Source organism: Taibaiella lutea (assembly GCF_008629695.1).
Lineage (GTDB): Bacteria > Bacteroidota > Bacteroidia > Chitinophagales > Chitinophagaceae > Taibaiella > Taibaiella lutea.
Window position 1 is genome coordinate 43,520 of the sequence record NZ_VWSH01000003.1, and the last position, 18,381, is coordinate 61,900.

Below are 18,381 nucleotides of genomic sequence, written 5' to 3' on the forward strand. Positions count from 1 at the left end.
CGTGGCATTACCTATAATACAATTCTTTTGTAGTTTAGTCGTAGCTCTCCGAAATTTACAAGTAAGGCCAGGCTGTTACCCGATACCTTTAAATAGTTTAAACATTGGGCGACAAACTCATCTGCAATTGCCGAAACTCCTTTTACTTCTAAAATAATTTGTTTATTAACAACGAAGTCAGCATAAAATTTATGAGGCAAAATGGCTCCTTTATAATTCACCTCATACATTTTTTCTCTTTCATATTCTATTCCGGCTCTTTTGAACTCATATTCCAATGCGTCTTTGTAAACAATTTCTAAAAAACCTGCACCAAGATTATTGTGCACTTCCATACATTTTCCTATAATTGAATAGCTTTCTTCTTTGAATAGTAATTTATCCATAATTCCTACTTGTAAACTTAATTACGATGTACCACAAAAATCATGACATAAATTCTGACATAAAGAAGAAAAGCCGCGCAAAAATGCGCGGCTTCTTTATATTTTCAATTTTCGACGAAATAAATTCGCTTAAATCTTATTCACCTACAACTTCAAACTCAAGCTCTACTAAGTTTTCTTTACCGAAGTCGATTTGAGCTTTGTAAGTGCCGGCTTCCTTTACTTCATCAAGGATAGAGATACGACGACGGTCGATTTCATAACCTTTTTGTTCGCGGATAGCACGAGCTAATTGAATAGCTGTAACAGAACCGAAGATTTTACCGCTTGTACCGATTTTAGCACCTAATTTCACAGGGCTTGCTTTCAATACTTCAGAAACCTTAGCTATTTCAGCCATCAATTTCTCTTCGCGTTTAGCTAATACTTTACGGCGTTCTTCCAATATTTTTTTGTTGGAACCGCTTGCCTCAATTGCATATTTTTGAGGAATAAGATAGTTACGAGCATATCCCGGGCGTACTTCTACTAATTCATGAGCTGCGCCTAAGTTATCTACGTCTTTTATTAATATAACTTCCATTGTTTTATTTTACTTTAAAAGGTCAGTAACATAAGGCAAAATAGCCATTTGGCGCGCCTTCTTAACAGCATGACCCAACTTGCGTTGGTATTTAAGAGAAGTACCTGTGATACGGCGAGGTAACATTTTACCTTGTTCGTTCAGGAATTTTTTCAGGAATTCTGCATCTTTATAGTCAATATATTTGATGCCTAATTTCTTAAAACGACAGTATTTTTTCTGACGTTTTTCCACTCTGGTGGTGGTTAAGTATTTGATATCTGTAGCTCTTGCCATTTTTCAGAAAATTAAATTTGATTAGGAAACAGTTTCTTCTTTCACTTCCGCTTTTGCAGGAGCATTGCGTTTGCGATTGTTGTAAGCCACTGCGAATTTGTCCAGATGAGTAACCATGTGGCGCATTACAGATTCGTCGCGGTTCAATTGGATTTCCATTTTCGCGTTCAAATCTGTCGGAGCAGTGAATTCAACTACAAAATAAAGACCTGTAGTTTTTTTCTGAATCGGGTAAGCTAAGGATTTCAATCCCCATGCGTTCTCATGAACGATCTCACCACCATTTTCCTTGATGAAGGAAGTGAACTTCTTTTGAGCTGCTTTGAATTCATCATCGGCCAAAACCGGCGTGAAAATCAACATCATCTCATAGTTCTGGATGTTTGTTGTTGCCATTACAAAAATTGTTTAAAAATATGATCCCGGATAAATATTCCAACTTGCAACCTGTGGTCAATTCTCCGAAAAGAATTGGTCGGAACGATTTTTCGGACGGCAAAGGTAAGAGGGATGTTTTGAAATTCCAAAAATAAAAATACAAATATCAAAATCCCGTTTAGCTAAGACGTATTTAACAACTTTCTAAAAGTTGTTAAATACAAATAATGTGAATTTATTTATCCCAACAATTTCACCTCCGAAATAGCGGGAAATAAATATAAATGTCCCGTACTTACTTCTTTGCAACGGAAACGGGTACGTAACTTTTCCATTTTTTGAAATACACGTCCGTCATGTGTTTCAAAATGTTCTAATAAAGGAATATCTTCTACAAAACGCATATGCATTTTGCGCTTGTCATGCTTTTTAAGCGCTTTATACAAGTCGGGGTCGCTGCAGGTAGATGCAGTTGTTTTTCCCTGATATTTGATTAAAGCTTCTTCAACATTGTCCGGAAATATACCGCGCCCCATGAACTTCGACAGTAGCTGATTGAAAATATACTGCCACTCCGGGCCGTGTGGAGAAATGCTGCGTTTATATTGAATATAAGCCAGCATATGCGCCAGCTCGTGTAATAAAGTAATGAGGAAACTATATGGATTCAGAGACCCGTTCACGCTGATACGATGCGCAGGATAGCCCTTTTCAGGCGAACGGTAATTACCCAGAATCGAAACGCGGTCGTGGGTAATGCTTAAATGTATATTGTAGTCCTTAAAGAAAGGAGCTACTTTCCTAAACGTACCTTCAGGTATAAACTGCTCCAACACATGAAAAGGAGCTTCCAGCTTGCCCATAATAATTATTCGTCCTTTTTCCGAGCCATTTTTGACAGAGGCACTGCCTCTATTGCATTATAAACAACATACATTCCCAAAAATAAAAATAGGGAAGGCTTATGAACCTGTCTGTTATTTAAAAAAACATAAATGAGCAATGCTGATATACAAACAAAAAATTTTATCAAAGTACCTGTCATCTTTCCGCGTACAAATGCATTGGCATTTCCGCTCTCTATACCACGCTTGATGATATTGAACGAAAGCAACGAAACCACAGCCAACAGCAAGTTTGCGATAATTAACGTAGGAAAATCGTATGCCGGGTTTTGCGTAAACAAATAATAAATGAGTCCAGAAAGAATCAGACAGACAATGACGATGGAAAGGACAAATTTATGTTGCATACCGGAAAAGGAATTTAGGTTTCAGAGTTTACAAAGATAAATATTTACAAACGCCCATGGCTTATCTTTTGTTATTTATGCGTCAATAAATTTATGTATCATTTGAGTATTTCCCTATTTTTGTCTCCTGCAAATTGATTTTTTTGTTCAAATTAAAAAAAGATTTACCTTTGCGCCCTATTTCACGCATGATTAGTAACCATGCACATAAAAATATAACAAATGAAAAAAGGCATTCATCCTGAAAATTACAGACTTGTTGCATTTAAAGACATGTCTAACGAAGAGGTTTTCATCACTCGTTCTACTGCTGCAAGCCGTGAAACACTTACAGTTGATGGCGTTGAATATCCATTGATTAAGGTCGAGATTTCAAATACTTCTCACCCATTCTACACCGGTAAATCTATGTTTTTGGATACTGCCGGCCGTATCGAAAAATTCAACAAGCGTTACGCAAAAAAAGGATAATTATATTTCCTTTTTTATACAAAAAGAAACCGGGCAACAATTATTGTCCGGTTTCTTTTTTTGTGTTCAGGCTTCAGCATCCATTATTATTTTGATGTGATCATTTTATTCATTTCAGACCTGCTTTCCTTACAAAAAATGTTGGTCTCAAGTCAAGGTTTTGCAACGAAACCTACTTTTTTATTTCCTCCGTTTCTTTTTATATTTAATCCTCACTTCTATCACCCCGTCATTTTTCATCCCGATTTTACCTGCTGCTTTTTCACTTAAATCAATAATTCGTCCTGAAACAAATGGCCCTCTGTCATTAATGGTAACTTTCACCGTTTTGCCATTTTTAAGATTCGTTACTTTCACTTTTGTTCCGAAAGGCAGTGTTTTATGGGCAGCAGTTTTTTTATTTTGTTTAAAAATTTCACCGCTGGCTGTTGCCTTTCCCTGAAAAGAATTTGCATAAAAAGACGCTTTGCCCTGTTCGGATATTTTTGGGGAACATCCTGCAATCAGTAACAAAAAGCCAAGCCTGAAAAGGATTCTGATTTTCATATTAAACATTTTTTTACACAAAAAGACATCAAGATATATTGCTGAAAATTTATTTTAAAACCTGCGATATAGTAATTTAAGTTTCTGTTTAAGAACCGAATTTAGCGCATATAATTTTTTTCTTCAAACTCCAAACGTCCTTGCTAATTTTTTTATAATTAAATACTATCTTTGCCCACTTATAAAAAAAAATTATTAAGAATCTAAAGTTTACCTATGCAGCTTAAAGGAATGGTAAAGCTATTTACCGCGGCACTGATTTTATTTTCACTATGGCGCCTCTCATTTACTTTCATTGCTCACAATGTTGATGTTAAGACAAAGGCTAAAGCCGAAAAATTTGTCTCTACTAATTCACCTGATGCCAAAGGCGGAGATCGCGACTATTTGGTTGACAAAGCCGTTCAGCATCTGAACGACAGCATGAGGAATGAAACTGTTTTCAATTTCCTCGGTGCCAAATACACTTATGGTGAAGTAAAAGGCAAAGAGCTTCAATTGGGTCTTGATCTTCAGGGTGGTATGAGCGTTACGCTTGAAGTAGGCCTGGATGGCCTGGTTTCTTCCATGAGCAACAACCCTCAGGACCAAAACCTGAAACGTGCTATTGATGAAGCTTTAAGAATGAAAGCCAACAGTAACGCAGATTTTCCTTCATTGTTCGCTCAGGCTTACGAAAAAATCGTTCCGGGTGGTAAACTGGCTCCTTTGTTCATGAAACAAAGCCAACCTTCCATTACTGCTACAAGTTCTAATGAAGATGTAGTTAAACTTATTCAGAAAGAAGCTAAAGAAGCTATCAAACGTACTTTTAATGTACTTTCAAAACGTATTGATAAATTCGGTGTTGCGCAACCTTCTATCAACCTTGATGCAAACAAAGGCATCATCATTGTTGAGCTTGCCGGTGTAAAAGATCCTGAATCAGTAAGAAAAGTATTACAAGCTACTGCTAAATTGCAATTCTGGGAAGTTTATACATTAAACGATATCGGTCAGCAATTAGGCAAAGCAAACGATGCTTTGAAAATTTATCTTAAAGGATCTAAGGCAACTCCAACAACTGATACTGCTGCTGCTGTTGCTTTAAATGATACTGCTGCTAAAGCTACAGTTGCATCAAACGATACTACCAAAACTGCAAATGCAGATACGGCAAGTCTGACAAGCCTGTTGGGCAAAGACGATACAAGCGCTAAAGGTACTGCTGCTGCAAACCCTTCACAAAGAGATGCTGATTTATTTTCTGTAATGCAACCTGCAGTTGACCAGCAAGGCCGTTCTTACGGAGCTTCTTTCATTGGTTTGGTTGCAAGAAAAGATGCAGCTAAATTGAAAGAATACCTTGCTTTGGATGTAGTAAAAAATCAATTCCCATCTAATACCAAATTTGTATTTGGAGAGATTCCGGGTAAAAAACAAAGCAAAGAACCTCCTTACGCAGTTTATGCCCTTAAAACCGTTAACGGTACTGAGAATGCTAAACTGGAAGGCGATCACGTAAGAAATGCAAGATTTGACTATCAAAGCGGTAAAGCTGAAATCAGCCTTGAGATGGACCAGCAAGGAAGCTCTTTGTGGGCTAAACTTACCGGCGATAATGTTGGCAGACCAATTGCCATCACGCTCGATGATTATGTTTACTCTGCACCGAATGTAAATGAAAAAATTACAGGAGGCCGTTCTTCCATCACCGGTGATTTCACTGCAAAAGAAGGTGATGATTTAGCAAATATTCTTCAGACAGGTAAATTGGAAGCACCTGCTAAAATTGTTCAGGAACAAGTAGTAGGACCTACTTTGGGACAAGAGTCTATTGACGGTGGTATCAAATCATTTGCCATTGCATTCCTGGTAATCTTCTCTTTAATGATTCTTTATTATAGCTCAGGCGGTATTGTTGCAAACATTGCTTTGATACTGAATATGCTGTTTACTTTCGGTATTCTTGCTAATCTTGGTGCAACTTTGACAATGGCAGGTATTGCTGGTATCGTATTAGGTATTGGTATGGCTGTAGATACCAACGTAATTATCTTTGAACGTATCAAGGAAGAGTTGGCGTTAGGCGATACTTATGCTGAAGCTGTGAGTAAAGGTTACAAACGTTCTTATGCGCCTGTATTGGATGGTCACGTTACAAGCTTGATTACTGCAATTATCCTTTATTTGTTTGGCCTAGGTCCAATCAAAGGTTTTGCAACGACTCAGATATTGGCTATCTTATTGTCTTTGTTTACAGGTATCATGGTTTCCCGTCTGATTACAGATACTTACATGAAACGTGGCCGTCACTTTAACTATTTCACCAAGCTTTCCAAATCTATTTTCCAGAAAGCACATTTCAAGTTCATTGAAAAACGTAAGATAGCTTATGTATTCTCTTCTATCTTGATTCTGGCAGGTATCGCTTCTTTCTTCAATGGCTTCAATTATGGCGTTGAGTTTGATGGTGGCCGTAGCTATACTATCAAGTTTGATCAGGTACACAAAGAAAGTGAGCTTCGTGAAAAATTAATGCCGTTCCTTGATAACAAACGTCCGGTAGTTAAGAAAATCGGTGTAAATACACAATTGAACATCACTACGGATTATTTGATTACTGATCCAAGCAAAGATGCTGAACAAAAAGTAATCGGCAAGATTTACGAAGGCCTTCAAAAGAACAATCTGATTCCTGCAAACGTGGATGTAGCTACTTTTGAAAAGAACTATATTCAAAGCGGACAGACTGTATTGCCTACTATTTCCGATGATTTGAAAAGAGGTGCGATATGGGCTACATTAGTTGCCGTAGTTTGTATCTTTATCTATATTGGTATCCGTTTCCGCAAATGGCAGTATTCTTTGGGAACTGTTGTTGCTGTAATACACGATGCTGCAGTTACATTAGCTGTATTCTCTTTCTTCAAGAACATCGTTCCGTTCACATTGGAAATTGACCAGCACTTTATCGCTGCATTGCTAACCGTTATCGGTTTCTCTATGAATGATACCGTTATCGTATTTGACCGTATCCGTGAGTACTTCCGCAAAACGCCTAACGGTAATAAAACAGAAGTAGTAAACCGCGCTATCAACGATACCTTAAGCCGTACTATCATGACTTCATTGACAGTATTTATTACTGCAGTTGTATTGTTCATTTTTGGTGGTGAGGTATTGAGAGGATTCGCGTTTGCAATGGCAATCGGTGTATTGGCAGGTACCTATTCTTCTATCTTCGTTGCTGCTCCAATCCTTGTTGACCTTGATAAGAGCGATTCTTTAAGAGTAGAAGAAGACAAAGAACATAGAATTAAAACGTTGAAAGAACAAGCGTAATTTATTGTTCAGCCACATATTGAAAACAGAAAGGCCTTCCGATTGGAAGGCCTTTCTGTTTTGTATGAATGACAAGGCAAATTTGCCCTTATAAAATCATGAAATAAAATCCTTATATCCAGAGTAAGGTGCCACCGTAGATGGGTTACTACCCATCGCTATTATGTTTCACCCTTTCAGATTTTTCTATAGCCGATTTGAAAATCAATTAATTTGTCTTGCTCCAAATGGTAATTACCTCTTCTGCGATGCTACCTTATCAATGTTACCTCACCATTTAATGTTTTCTCTGTTCCGTCAGAACAGGTATAATGCAGATAGTAAAAATAAACACCTGCATTTGCGGGATTGCTGTTATATGTGCCGTTCCAACCATCTGACATATCAGATGTAAAAAACACTTTTTGACCCCAACGGTTATAAATTGTAAAACTGATAGCCTGCTGCATGCTGCTTTTTGAATACATTTTAAACACGTCATTTAAGCCGTCGTTATCCGGTGAAAAAGCATTTGGCAGGAAAACATCGCAACATGGCTTTGCCTTTATAAAAATGGTATCTGAATTTATACAACCGTCAGAGTTAATCGCTGATAAATAAATAGTACCGCTCGATATTGCTCTTGCTGTTACATTAACACCCGAATTGCCATCAGGAAAAAAATCTGCCGGGCTCCACTCATAAATACAGCCCGGTTCGTGTGTGGCAAACAACGATAAAGCGTCGTTCAGGCATAAGTCATCCACAGCGTTGAATGTATTTATATGAGCCAAAGGCAAAGAAACTATGGTTACCGTATCCTGAACGCTATCCGCTTTACAGCCCGCAGCAGGAACAACCGGAGTATAGGTTATAACATAAGTTCCCGTATTACTTGTATTCGGATCTATAATACCGGTATTGATATCAATTGCCAGCCCATCGGGGCTTACGCTGAAAGTACCGCCCGGTGGGGAAAATACAGGGACACCCGCCATTGCATTTTTACAAAAAACGGCAGTATTGTATTGGAAAACCGGAATTTCAGGAGAAAGGACATTCATTATTACGGCATTGCTCAATACAGTTGCCTTCAGGTTACAACTCGGCGCAGTTCTTACCAGCTGACAGGTTACGGTATCTCCGTTATCCGGTGTAAAACTAAAAGATGCATTTGTGGCACCTGCTATTGCTACGCCATTCACAAACCATTGGTAACCGGGATTATTACCGCCATTAGTAATAGCACTTGTAAATGTTATTACCATACCCGGACAAACCGGATTGTCAGGAGTAGTGATATTTATAGTGGGCGATATGGCCCCTGTGCTCGCCGGAACAGAAGCCATATCATCATTCAAAGTATTAATCGGGAGCAATGGAGGATTGGTATTAAAGTCGATTGTACCTGAACCCAACGGTGCGGAAGGAATGCTTAATGCAGTAGGATTAGTGATTTGATTTATCAGATAGATTGTATTGTTCACAATTCCGAATCCCGGCCCCGAGGTAAAATTATTAGGATTATTGATAGTCCAGCTTTGCAATAATATACCGGCAGGGTTATATTTTCTCAGGTAAGAATTAGTATTATTTCCAGGAAGAAGCAACATTATGTACCAATTCCCTTCGCAATCAACCACCACATCCGCAACGCCACCTGCACCTACCAGACTTCCATAGCCCGGTATACCCAATAAAAGGCTGCCATTTCCCGTACCATCATATTTATACAAGTTTCCGCCGATTGCATCGAAATTATAAATGAAGCCCCCGCCGCCGCCAAAATTTACGGCCATGCCGTTACTACCGGTCAGGTTATGCGTATTTACCCAGTCAGAAGTGAAAGGGTCATAGTACCAATACCGGTCATTTATAATTGTATAAAATGTCAGGATAGAATTGCCTGAACCCAAAACCTCACAAATAGCCAAGCCGTGTCCGGGAGGCCCCGGCAGTTGAATTGTATTAAGGCCTGGATTAGTAGCCGAAACAGGCTGCGTGGGATCATAATTATAAATATCCGAACCCGTTGGCGACCTCATATACAAGAGATTGCTTGTGGGCAGTTGCCCATGAGAATAATAACAGCATATAACGGATAAGGCAAGGAGGGCGCTACCCTTAAGCCAAGATACAGGCATAGTAAATTATAGTTTTAATTTCACTATACAATTCCCAATGTGTAACCGAATAATTAAATTTCTGATAGACTTATGCCAGGCTGTGACTTACAATATACAAAAATATATAAGGAAAGAAGATTAATTATTATACTACATCAATTACATTTCGATAAAGGTTTCCTTTTCATATAGATGAGTAACCAGTGGAAAGTTCTCATTAACCACATGATTATCCATAAAAAAATCCCGGCCTGTTTAATGAGCCGGAATCTTTCTGCCTTTTAAGGAAATCTATTTTATCAGCTTTGATAAATCGTTCATATCCACATCGCCGTCGCCATCTTTATCCAGGCCAAATTTAGCACCGAGATTACTTATGGTATTCATAATTCCACCAACTGATTGCTGACCGCTCTGAGCCGTGTCGCCACCTGTAAAAGATGATAATAGCCCACCTAAATCAAAACCACTATCACCTTGCTGTACGGCACCCATTACCTTACCTAATATGGAAGGTATCAATGAGCCTGCAATATCGGATGCAGCTCCCTCGCTCAAGCCAAATTTCTGCATGATAGCTCCCATAAAATTGTTGGAAATGTTTTGAACAGCCGGATGCCCTGCCAATGCTTGCGGGTTTTGTGCTAATTGATTCAATTCACCGCTGGAAGCTAATTGTTGTAAGCCACCCGTAATAGCACTTTGTGTTTCCTGCATTACTGCTTCGTTATGCTCGTTAGGAACATCGGCATTATTCACTACAGCATCCTGGCCTTGTTGCTGTATCATTTGCATTAATTGATCTAACATGATTTTGAATATTTTTTTAGTCTGACATAAGTACATCAAATATCATACCAAATCCAACCGGGAAACAATTTATTAGTAGAATTTGCCTTAAATAATCCTTTAATTCGACATTCAAACAGGAAAATATTATCTTGTTTAAGCTTTGACAAACGATTAAAAACCCTTACAACTATGAATTGTGCTCTGATGCGTCTGGTAATTGTAATTTTCTTTATTGGGATTTTGAGTTCCTGTAAGGATAAGGAACGAGAAATGCTTTTGCAGGAAATTAATAAAAGGTTGGAACAACAAAACTTTAGCACCGCAAACAGAAATCATTTATTGAGAAATTTCTTTATCTCTATGGAATACAAAGATTATCGGCTAATTAAAGTTAGCTATCTGAAAAGAGATGCTAAAGATTTTTTCAAAATTACAGATGCTTTCCTATCTGAAATTGCCAACTCAAAAAAGCCAAATATAAAACCAGACAAACAATTACTGTATAAAAACTATACCTTATTTATTCAAGCATGTCAACATTTCAAAAAAAGAATTATCGACAGTTCTGATGTGAATTTGCCCAAAATAAATATTAATGGATTTATGAATCTCGATGAAAAGCAATTCAATCAGAAATATGTTGGCAATAAAAATTTAAAGGATGCCAATGCAGTACTTTCTTTGCTGGAAGCAGATGTATTGATGAATGAATCTGCATTCCTGGAAAGTGTTATTTTCCAATTAGAACCCATATCCCCATGCGGAGATAGTCAATTAAGAGCGATTGCAACACCAGGTAATTCTCTTTATAAAAAGGGAGATAAGTTAAAAATCATTTCGCTTCTTGTTCAATATTTGAAACATGGCAACATGTACGCAGTTATTAACAGACAAAAAATTGAACCAAAGGATGGGATATTTGAATATTCCAGAATCATAACCGAATCGCCCGGGACTTATAAAGTTCCCATTGAGATTACCATAAATGAAAACGACAGACAGGAAGTTTACCCCGCAGAAGTTACCTACAGAGTAGAATAACTTCATCATTCACTCAACTCTAACCAACGCATTTCTTTTTCTTCCAGTAAAGCCACGATTGCAGCAATGCGTTCGCCATGTTTCTGCAATGCATCAAAACTTAAAGAGCCGCTGCTCATTTCAGCTTCCAACTGCTGCTTTTCAGCTTCCAGTTGCGGCATTTCTTTTTCAATGGTTTCCAATTCTTTCTTTTCTTTAAATGTCAGTTTCTTTACTTCTTTCTTCTCTGCAGCAGATGCAGATGGAACAGGTTTTGCGGCTTCTGCTTTATTGTAGGCCAGTTCGGCTTCTTTATCCAGTTCGGCTTTGTACTTTTCTTCTTCCTTTGCAATTTCTCTGTATTGCGAATAATTGCCCGGAAAATCTCTTACAACGCCATCGCCTTCAAATACAAAAAGGTGATCCACTATTTTATCCATGAAATAACGGTCATGCGAAACAATAATCAGACAACCCTGAAAGTCCATCAGAAATTCTTCGAGGATATCTAAAGTAGGCAAATCCAGATCATTGGTCGGCTCATCCAATACAAGGAAATTGGGATTGCGGAAAAGAATAGAAAGTAATTGCAAACGTTTTTTTTCACCGCCACTCAGTTTGGAAATGTAAGTATATTGTTTATCAGGAGAAAACAGGAATCGTTGTAAAAACTGTGCTGCGCTGACTTTGCTGCCATCCGCCAAAGGAAAATATTCTGCAATGTTTTTTACATATTCAATCACCCTTACATCCTCTTCCCAAACCAGACCTTCCTGCGAAAAGTCGCCAAACACAATTGTTTCGCCCACATTTATTTTACCACTGTCTGAAGGTTCTTTACCCAACAGCATATTGATAAAGGTAGATTTTCCCGCACCGTTTTTACCTACAACCCCTACCCTTTCACCTCGTTTAAATGTATAGTCAAAGCCTTTCAGGATTGTTTTCTCGCCAAATGACTTATATACTTTTTTAAGCTCCAGAATCTTACCGCCCAAACGGGTCATTTTAACCTGAAGTTCAAGTTGCGCCTGTTCTACCTTTTTAGATGCTTTTTCTTTCCACTCGTAAAAGGCATCCTGTCTTGATTTGGATTTGGTAGTACGTGCCTTCGGCTGTTTGCGCATCCATTCCAATTCTTTTCTGTAACGGTTCCTGGCTTTATCTACGCTTGCCGCATCATTTTCCAGACGGGCAGCCTTTTGTTCTATATATTTTTCATAATTACCTCTGGTAACATATAACTGGCCGTTATCAATTTCAATAATTTCGTTGCAGATATTATCCAGGAAATAACGGTCGTGGGTTACCAGCAATAAGGTTACATTTTCCTGGCCCAGGTAATGTTCCAGCCATTCAATCATCTGCACATCCAAATGGTTGGTCGGTTCATCCATAATCAGCAAAGTATGGCGATGCTCAAAACCCATGTCTATCAGCACCTTTGCCAGCGCAATACGCTTTTTCTGTCCGCCCGATAAGGTTCCGACCTGCTGGTCAAGATGATGAATATTGAGCTTGCCAAGAATTTCTTTTACCTGTGCATCGAAGTGCCATGCATTCAGCTCATCCATTTCTGCCATGGCTTCTGCGAGCTTTACAGGATCGGGTTCCGTATCGCCTTCCGTTATCAGCTCATAATTTTTGATGGCATTCAAAATCGGATGATCGTGATCAAAAATATTTTCAAGAATATTCCGTTTATCATTGATGGACGGATTCTGGTCTAATAATACTACGGTAACATCTTTATGAATCCATACTTTTCCGGAATCGGGAATTTCAACGCCGCAAAGTATTTTCAACAAAGTTGATTTGCCGGTACCATTCAGCGCCACGAAAGCTATTTTATCGCCTTCGTTGACATGGAAAGTAAGGTCTTCAAACAGGGGTTTATCGGAATAGGATTTTGTAAGATTCTCTACTGAAACGTAATGCATGTTGCAAAGGTAAGCCGAATACCTAAAGTCAAAATTAAAAAATACCGTGGTGCGCAAAGTTGAACCATAAAAACAGGATAAACAAAGAGATTAGTGACAGAACAACGATTAGTAATGTAAGCACTATATTTGTCTTTGCTTTTGCAATATTTTAAAATGATTAAGATGAACCGATTATCCAGGCTGTTGCTAATATTATTTGTTTTTCTAAGCCAGCATTCCCGCGCGCAGGAAATGATACTTCCGTTGAAAGAAAATCAAGTGGTAAAAACAAGGTCTATGCAGCGGAATCCTACCGCACAAAAGCCTACAGGATTGACTTTGCCGTTCTTTGAAGATTTTACCGACAATGATCCTTATCCAAACCAAAGCCGCTGGACGGATAAACAGGTTTATATAAATAATACGATGGGCAGAGGCATTATAAGCCGTGGCGTTGCCACTTTTGATGCCCTGAATGAGAAAGGTGTTGTTTATTATGACAGTGTGGGTGCTTTCACTACTATTTTCGCCGATAGCCTTACCAGCCAGACCTTTGACATGTCCGGGTTTCAGCCTTCCGATTCCATATACCTCAGTTTCTTTTACCAATGCGGTGGTTACGGTTTTTATGCCAAACCCTGGGATTCGCTGACTTTGTTCTTCCTCGGTTCAAATGGCCTTTGGAAAGAGGTTTGGTCATTGAAGGGCGATACTGCACAGGTTGGTTTTCAGCAGGCAATGATTCCGATTACTGATACGGCGTATTTCAATGATAATTTCAGGTTTCGCTGGGTAAATCTGGCTACAATAGGCATCAGCAATTCCAACTGGAACATTGATTATATCAGGATGGATAAAAACCGCAACAGATTTGATACGGTACTGCATGACCTTGCTTTTACCGCCGACCCTGAATTTCTTTTGAATGATTTTACTTCTATGCCTTTCCGGCATTTTAAGACAAATCCCGCCAATTTTCTGGCATCCAATACTATTGCCCATCTGCAAAATAATGGCCCCAATAATCTTGCATTTACCGTTCACTACGACAGTAAAGATGTAGCCAGCGGTTCCGGTTTAGGTTCAAGCAATACAAATATCACCATCAGCCCGTTTAATACAGGTACGGCAACTATGTCGGTTTATAATGCTGCCACCTTCAATCCTCCCAACCCCAATGACAGAGTGGTGTTTGAGCAGAAATTTAATTGTGCGGCACAATACCCCAATGAATCACTGGATAATGATACTATAATCAGGCAACAAGTGTTCGACAATTATTTTGCTTATGATGACGGTACTGCCGAGTTAAGTTATTTTCTGAACCTGGCTGTTAATGCACCCGGCGCCACTGCTATTGAATATGCTTTGTATCAGCCCGATACGATAAGAGGAGTTGCCATTCGCTTTGCAACGACACTACCTTCTCAGTCTTATAAGAATTTCAGCCTCGCCGTGATGCGTGACATAGCTTTCAACGGAGGTACAGACCAGACGGTTTATCAGGAAAACTTCCTCACCCCTGCTTACATCGATACTATAAATGCGTTTTATATTTATAATTTCAGTCAGCCTGTAATAATGAATCCCGGTGTATTCTATATTTCCATTATTCAACCGGCAGGTGGCATCAGCGATTCCTTACAGATAGCTTTGGATGCAAACAGAGTTGGCGGCAATCACAGATATTTCAAAGTTGGCGTTAGCTGGGAATCCTCGCAACTGGAAGGCGCTTTAATGGTAAGGCCTATGGTTGGCGCAGCCCTTGTGCTTGGCGTGAAAGACCCGAAAGAGGCAAATATCGATTTTCAATTATATCCCAATCCTGCCGGCCAATACCTGAATATAAGGACGGAAGCAGCTATAAGCAATAAAGCACGGTATGAAATTGTTAATGCAATTGGCAGGAAGTACAGGGAAGATAAGCTTGATACACAGCACAATATTGACATCAGAGAATTACCTGCGGGCATTTATTTTTTCAGGATTATAAATGACGAGCAATTTTCAGGTGTCCGTAAGTTTGTAAAATATTAAACCAATTGTTTGAGTCATGAGCCATATTCCTTTTCAACATATTGACTGGGCTGATGTGCCGAAAGAAGAGCATCCCGGCACAACCGGCACTTCCTTCTGGCAAACAATATTACATAATGGCCTGCGTGTCCGTATCGTAGAATATTCTCCCGGTTACATGGCGGACCATTGGTGCCAAAAAGGGCATATTGTTTATTGTCTTGAAGGTTCCTTCATAAGTGAAGAAGAAAACGGTGGTATTACAAAGCTCGGCAAGGGCGACACATATATTGTTTCCGATAACCTGAGTTCACATCGTTCCACATCAGCCGGCGGAGCAAAGCTGTTTATTATTGACGGAGACTTTTTAAAGTAATAAAGTCTTTTCATTTTCCGGTTAATTTGAAGAATTCACCTATCCTGCAATAACAGGAAAACAAAACGATATTCTGAACCCGATTGGAAATTTTTAAAGCCAAGTTCGAAAACACAGAACCACAATTATCTTAAAAATATTATGATTTATTCATTCAAAGGATTTATTCCGGTTGTTCATCCTTCTTCTTTCATTCATCCGCAGGCAACTGTTACAGGCAATGTTATTATCGGTAAAGACGTTTATATCGGGCCGGGTTGTGCGTTAAGAGGTGATTGGGGCGGTATTGAAATTGCAGACGGTTGTAATGTTCAGGAAAACTGCACCATACACATGTTTCCCGGAGTTACTGTAAAACTGGAAGAATCGGCGCATATAGGTCATGGCGCCATCATACACGGCGCTCATATAGGCAGAAATGTATTGGTGGGCATGAATGCGGTTATTATGGATGATGTGGAAATAGGAGACGAATCTATTATCGGTGCATTGTCTTTCATAAATGCCAATACGATTATCCCCAAACGCTCTTTGGTGGTAGGTAATCCGGGGAAAATCATTAAAGAAGTAAGCGACGAAATGATAGCATGGAAAACGAAAGGAACACAGCTTTATCAATCCTTACCCAATGAAATGACGCAATTCTGGGAACCGTGTAGTCCATTAAATGAAATGCCGGAAAACCGGCCAAGCCAGGAAACGCTTTACAATACCTGGAATGAAATAAAAAATAAATAGTATTATAAAACAAATTAAGGATAGGTTTAAAAAAATCAATATCATTAATTTAGGCACTTATTAAATCCTATGAGGTTTTGAAAACCTTAGGATTTCTGAAATACAGCACAATCAAAACAGGCGGTCTCACCTCTTAAGTTAACAGTCAGTTACATTCTGATTCGTTTAATATTTGAAAAACGGGCAGATTTACAGACTCAATAGGAGGTTTGCTTTAAAATATTCATTTAATGATACTGTTTAAGCCGATAAACCCCAAAATATCCGTAATTTCGCCGCCTATTTTACAAACATGAAGCATATACGCAATTTTTGCATTATTGCCCATATTGACCATGGGAAAAGTACATTGGCAGATCGCTTGCTGGAGCATACCAAAACTATCTCCTCACGCGATATGCAGGCACAGGTTTTAGATGATATGGATTTGGAGCGGGAAAAAGGTATCACTATCAAAAGCCATGCCATACAGATTGACCATATTCACAAAGGCGAAAAATATACGCTAAACCTTATTGATACACCGGGCCACGTCGATTTTTCTTACGAAGTAAGCCGTGCCCTCGCTGCCTGCGAAGGCGCATTGCTTCTGGTGGATGCATCACAAGGTATTCAGGCTCAAACTATATCCAATTTATACTTGGCGCTGGAAAATGATCTGGAGATTATTCCTGTTATCAACAAGATTGATATGGAAGGTGCCATGATTCCTGAAGTTACCGACCAGATTGTTGATTTAATCGGCTGCAAACCGGAAGATATTATCCATGCCAGCGGTAAAAGCGGCATCGGCATTGATGATATATTAGAAGCTATTATCGACAGGATTCCTGCGCCGAAGGGTGATGAAGAAGCGCCTTTACAAGCCTTGATTTTCGATTCGGTATTCAACTCCTTCCGTGGCATCATCGTTTATTTCCGCGTACTGAACGGAACGATTCATAAAAACGATAAAATTAAATTCGTACATACAGGTAAAGAATATGGTGCCGACGAAGTAGGCATCCTAAAACTGACACCAACGCCGAAACAGGAAGTAAGGGCGGGTGATGTAGGTTATATCATTACCGGCATCAAAAATGCGAAAGAGGTAAAAGTGGGTGATACCATCACTACTGTTGCTAACCCGACGCAGGAAATTGTAAAGGGTTTTGAAGATGTGAAACCGATGGTATTTGCGGGTATCTTTCCTGTAAGTACAGATGACTTTGAAGAGTTGCGTGATTGTATGGAAAAATTACAATTGAATGATGCTTCTTTGTCTTTTGAACCGGAAACGTCACAGGCATTAGGCTTTGGTTTCCGTTGCGGATTCCTGGGCATGTTGCACATGGAAATTATACAGGAAAGACTGGAACGCGAGTTCAACCAGACTGTAATTACCACTGTGCCGAACGTTAGCTTCTATGCTTACACCACACGTGAACCTGATAAAAAAATAATTGTAAACAATCCTACCCAAATGCCCGACCCAAGTCGTCTGGACAGAGTGGAAGAACCTTTTATCAGAGCGCAGATCATTACATTGCCGGAGTATATCGGTAATATAATGTCTTTGTGCCTGAACAAAAGAGGTATGTTGATCAATCAGAATTACTTATCAACAACAAGGGTGGAATTGATATTTGAATTGCCTTTGGCAGAGATTGTATTTGACTTCTATGATAAATTGAAATCAAATACACGGGGTTATGCCTCTTTCGATTATCAGCCATTGGATTACCGTGAAAGCGATATCACCAAAATGGACATTCTTTTGAATGGCGATAAAGTGGATGCCTTGTCTGCATTGATTCACAGAAGCCGTGCACAGGATTTCGGCCGTAAGCTTTGCGCCAAATTAAAAGAGCTTTTACCTACGCAACAATTTGTTATCGCCATCCAGGCAGCGCTTGGGGCAAAGATTGTAGCAAGAGAAACGATTTCTGCTATGCGTAAAGATGTTACTGCAAAATGTTACGGTGGTGATATTTCGCGTAAACGTAAATTACTTGAAAAACAAAAAGAAGGTAAAAAACGTATGCGCCAGATTGGTAATGTAGAAGTGCCGCAAGAAGCATTTTTAGCGGTTTTGAAACTGGATGAATAAAATAGATGGTTGAATGGTTTTATTGTTAAATTGCTTTTTTAACTTGAGACCGGCAATTATATCCGAGAGCAATTCAACTATTAAACAATATAACAGTAAAACAATAT

General features: G+C 39.0%; 17 protein-coding genes. 7 read left to right on the forward strand and 10 right to left on the reverse strand.

Features of this window, described 5'->3' with window-relative positions; all coding sequences use genetic code 11:
- Positions 1 to 11: 11 nt before the first annotated feature.
- The 6 genes from F0919_RS11365 to F0919_RS11390 form a co-directional block, all read right to left on the reverse strand.
- Entirely contained in the window at positions 12 to 386 is a 375-nt protein-coding gene (locus F0919_RS11365) for a GxxExxY protein (RefSeq protein ID WP_150032890.1), read from the reverse strand.
- A 136-nt stretch (positions 387 to 522) separates the two neighbouring features.
- Positions 523 to 969 (reverse strand): 50S ribosomal protein L9, encoded by a 447-nt coding sequence (gene rplI / locus F0919_RS11370; RefSeq protein WP_150032891.1) that lies wholly within the window; start codon positions 967 to 969, stop codon positions 523 to 525.
- A gap of 9 nt (positions 970 to 978) precedes the next feature.
- Positions 979 to 1,245: a 30S ribosomal protein S18 gene (gene rpsR / locus F0919_RS11375; RefSeq protein ID WP_150032892.1), complete on the reverse strand. Its 267-nt coding sequence runs from the start codon at positions 1,243 to 1,245 to the stop codon at positions 979 to 981.
- Between the two features lie 21 nt (positions 1,246 to 1,266).
- Positions 1,267 to 1,641, reverse strand: a complete 375-nt coding sequence (gene rpsF, locus F0919_RS11380) for a 30S ribosomal protein S6 (RefSeq protein ID WP_235903502.1) — start codon at positions 1,639 to 1,641, stop codon at positions 1,267 to 1,269.
- A gap of 221 nt (positions 1,642 to 1,862) precedes the next feature.
- Positions 1,863 to 2,486 carry a SprT-like domain-containing protein gene (locus F0919_RS11385; RefSeq protein ID WP_150032893.1) on the reverse strand — a complete coding sequence of 208 codons (624 nt, stop codon included), beginning with the start codon at positions 2,484 to 2,486 and terminating at the stop codon, positions 1,863 to 1,865.
- A gap of 5 nt (positions 2,487 to 2,491) precedes the next feature.
- Positions 2,492 to 2,875 (reverse strand): hypothetical protein, encoded by a 384-nt coding sequence (locus F0919_RS11390; RefSeq protein ID WP_150032894.1) that lies wholly within the window; start codon positions 2,873 to 2,875, stop codon positions 2,492 to 2,494.
- A 222-nt stretch (positions 2,876 to 3,097) separates the two neighbouring features.
- Between F0919_RS11390 and F0919_RS11395 the strand changes: the two genes are divergently transcribed.
- Positions 3,098 to 3,346, forward strand: a complete 249-nt coding sequence (locus F0919_RS11395) for a type B 50S ribosomal protein L31 (RefSeq protein ID WP_150032895.1) — start codon at positions 3,098 to 3,100, stop codon at positions 3,344 to 3,346.
- Positions 3,347 to 3,526: 180 nt separating this feature from the next.
- Here the strand turns inward: F0919_RS11395 and F0919_RS11400 are convergent, their stop codons facing one another.
- On the reverse strand, positions 3,527 to 3,892 hold the full coding sequence (locus F0919_RS11400; protein ID WP_150032896.1) for a septal ring lytic transglycosylase RlpA family protein: 366 nt from the start codon (positions 3,890 to 3,892) through the stop codon (positions 3,527 to 3,529).
- A gap of 216 nt (positions 3,893 to 4,108) precedes the next feature.
- Between F0919_RS11400 and secDF the strand changes: the two genes are divergently transcribed.
- On the forward strand, positions 4,109 to 7,216 hold the full coding sequence (gene secDF, locus F0919_RS11405) for a protein translocase subunit SecDF (RefSeq protein ID WP_150032897.1): 3,108 nt from the start codon (positions 4,109 to 4,111) through the stop codon (positions 7,214 to 7,216).
- A 251-nt stretch (positions 7,217 to 7,467) separates the two neighbouring features.
- Here the strand turns inward: secDF and F0919_RS11410 are convergent, their stop codons facing one another.
- Complete coding sequence (locus tag F0919_RS11410; RefSeq protein WP_190277357.1) at positions 7,468 to 9,240, reverse strand: gliding motility-associated C-terminal domain-containing protein; 1,773 nt, start codon at positions 9,238 to 9,240, stop codon at positions 7,468 to 7,470.
- A 372-nt stretch (positions 9,241 to 9,612) separates the two neighbouring features.
- Positions 9,613 to 10,131, reverse strand: coding sequence for a hypothetical protein (locus tag F0919_RS11415; RefSeq protein WP_150032899.1), 519 nt, complete (start codon positions 10,129 to 10,131; stop codon positions 9,613 to 9,615).
- Positions 10,132 to 10,302: 171 nt separating this feature from the next.
- Here F0919_RS11415 and F0919_RS11420 point away from each other — a divergent pair, with 171 nt between their 5' ends.
- Complete coding sequence (locus F0919_RS11420; protein WP_150032900.1) at positions 10,303 to 11,154, forward strand: hypothetical protein; 852 nt, start codon at positions 10,303 to 10,305, stop codon at positions 11,152 to 11,154.
- A 5-nt stretch (positions 11,155 to 11,159) separates the two neighbouring features.
- Here the strand turns inward: F0919_RS11420 and F0919_RS11425 are convergent, their stop codons facing one another.
- On the reverse strand, positions 11,160 to 13,073 hold the full coding sequence (locus F0919_RS11425; protein WP_150032901.1) for an ABC-F family ATP-binding cassette domain-containing protein: 1,914 nt from the start codon (positions 13,071 to 13,073) through the stop codon (positions 11,160 to 11,162).
- A 165-nt stretch (positions 13,074 to 13,238) separates the two neighbouring features.
- On the opposite strand from F0919_RS11425, the gene F0919_RS11430 reads away from it, so the two are divergent.
- The 4 genes from F0919_RS11430 (at position 13,239) to lepA (ending at position 18,274) form a co-directional block, all read left to right on the forward strand.
- The gene (locus F0919_RS11430) at positions 13,239 to 15,092 is read left to right on the forward strand and encodes a T9SS type A sorting domain-containing protein (RefSeq protein ID WP_190277358.1); all 1,854 of its coding nucleotides are present in this window, start codon (positions 13,239 to 13,241) and stop codon (positions 15,090 to 15,092) included.
- 16 nt (positions 15,093 to 15,108) lie between these two features.
- On the forward strand, positions 15,109 to 15,447 hold the full coding sequence (locus tag F0919_RS11435) for a DHCW motif cupin fold protein (RefSeq protein WP_150032903.1): 339 nt from the start codon (positions 15,109 to 15,111) through the stop codon (positions 15,445 to 15,447).
- A 141-nt stretch (positions 15,448 to 15,588) separates the two neighbouring features.
- Positions 15,589 to 16,185, forward strand: coding sequence for an acyltransferase (locus F0919_RS11440; protein ID WP_150032904.1), 597 nt, complete (start codon positions 15,589 to 15,591; stop codon positions 16,183 to 16,185).
- A 292-nt stretch (positions 16,186 to 16,477) separates the two neighbouring features.
- Complete coding sequence (gene lepA / locus F0919_RS11445; RefSeq protein ID WP_150032905.1) at positions 16,478 to 18,274, forward strand: translation elongation factor 4; 1,797 nt, start codon at positions 16,478 to 16,480, stop codon at positions 18,272 to 18,274.
- The last annotated feature ends 107 nt before the right edge of the window (positions 18,275 to 18,381 follow it).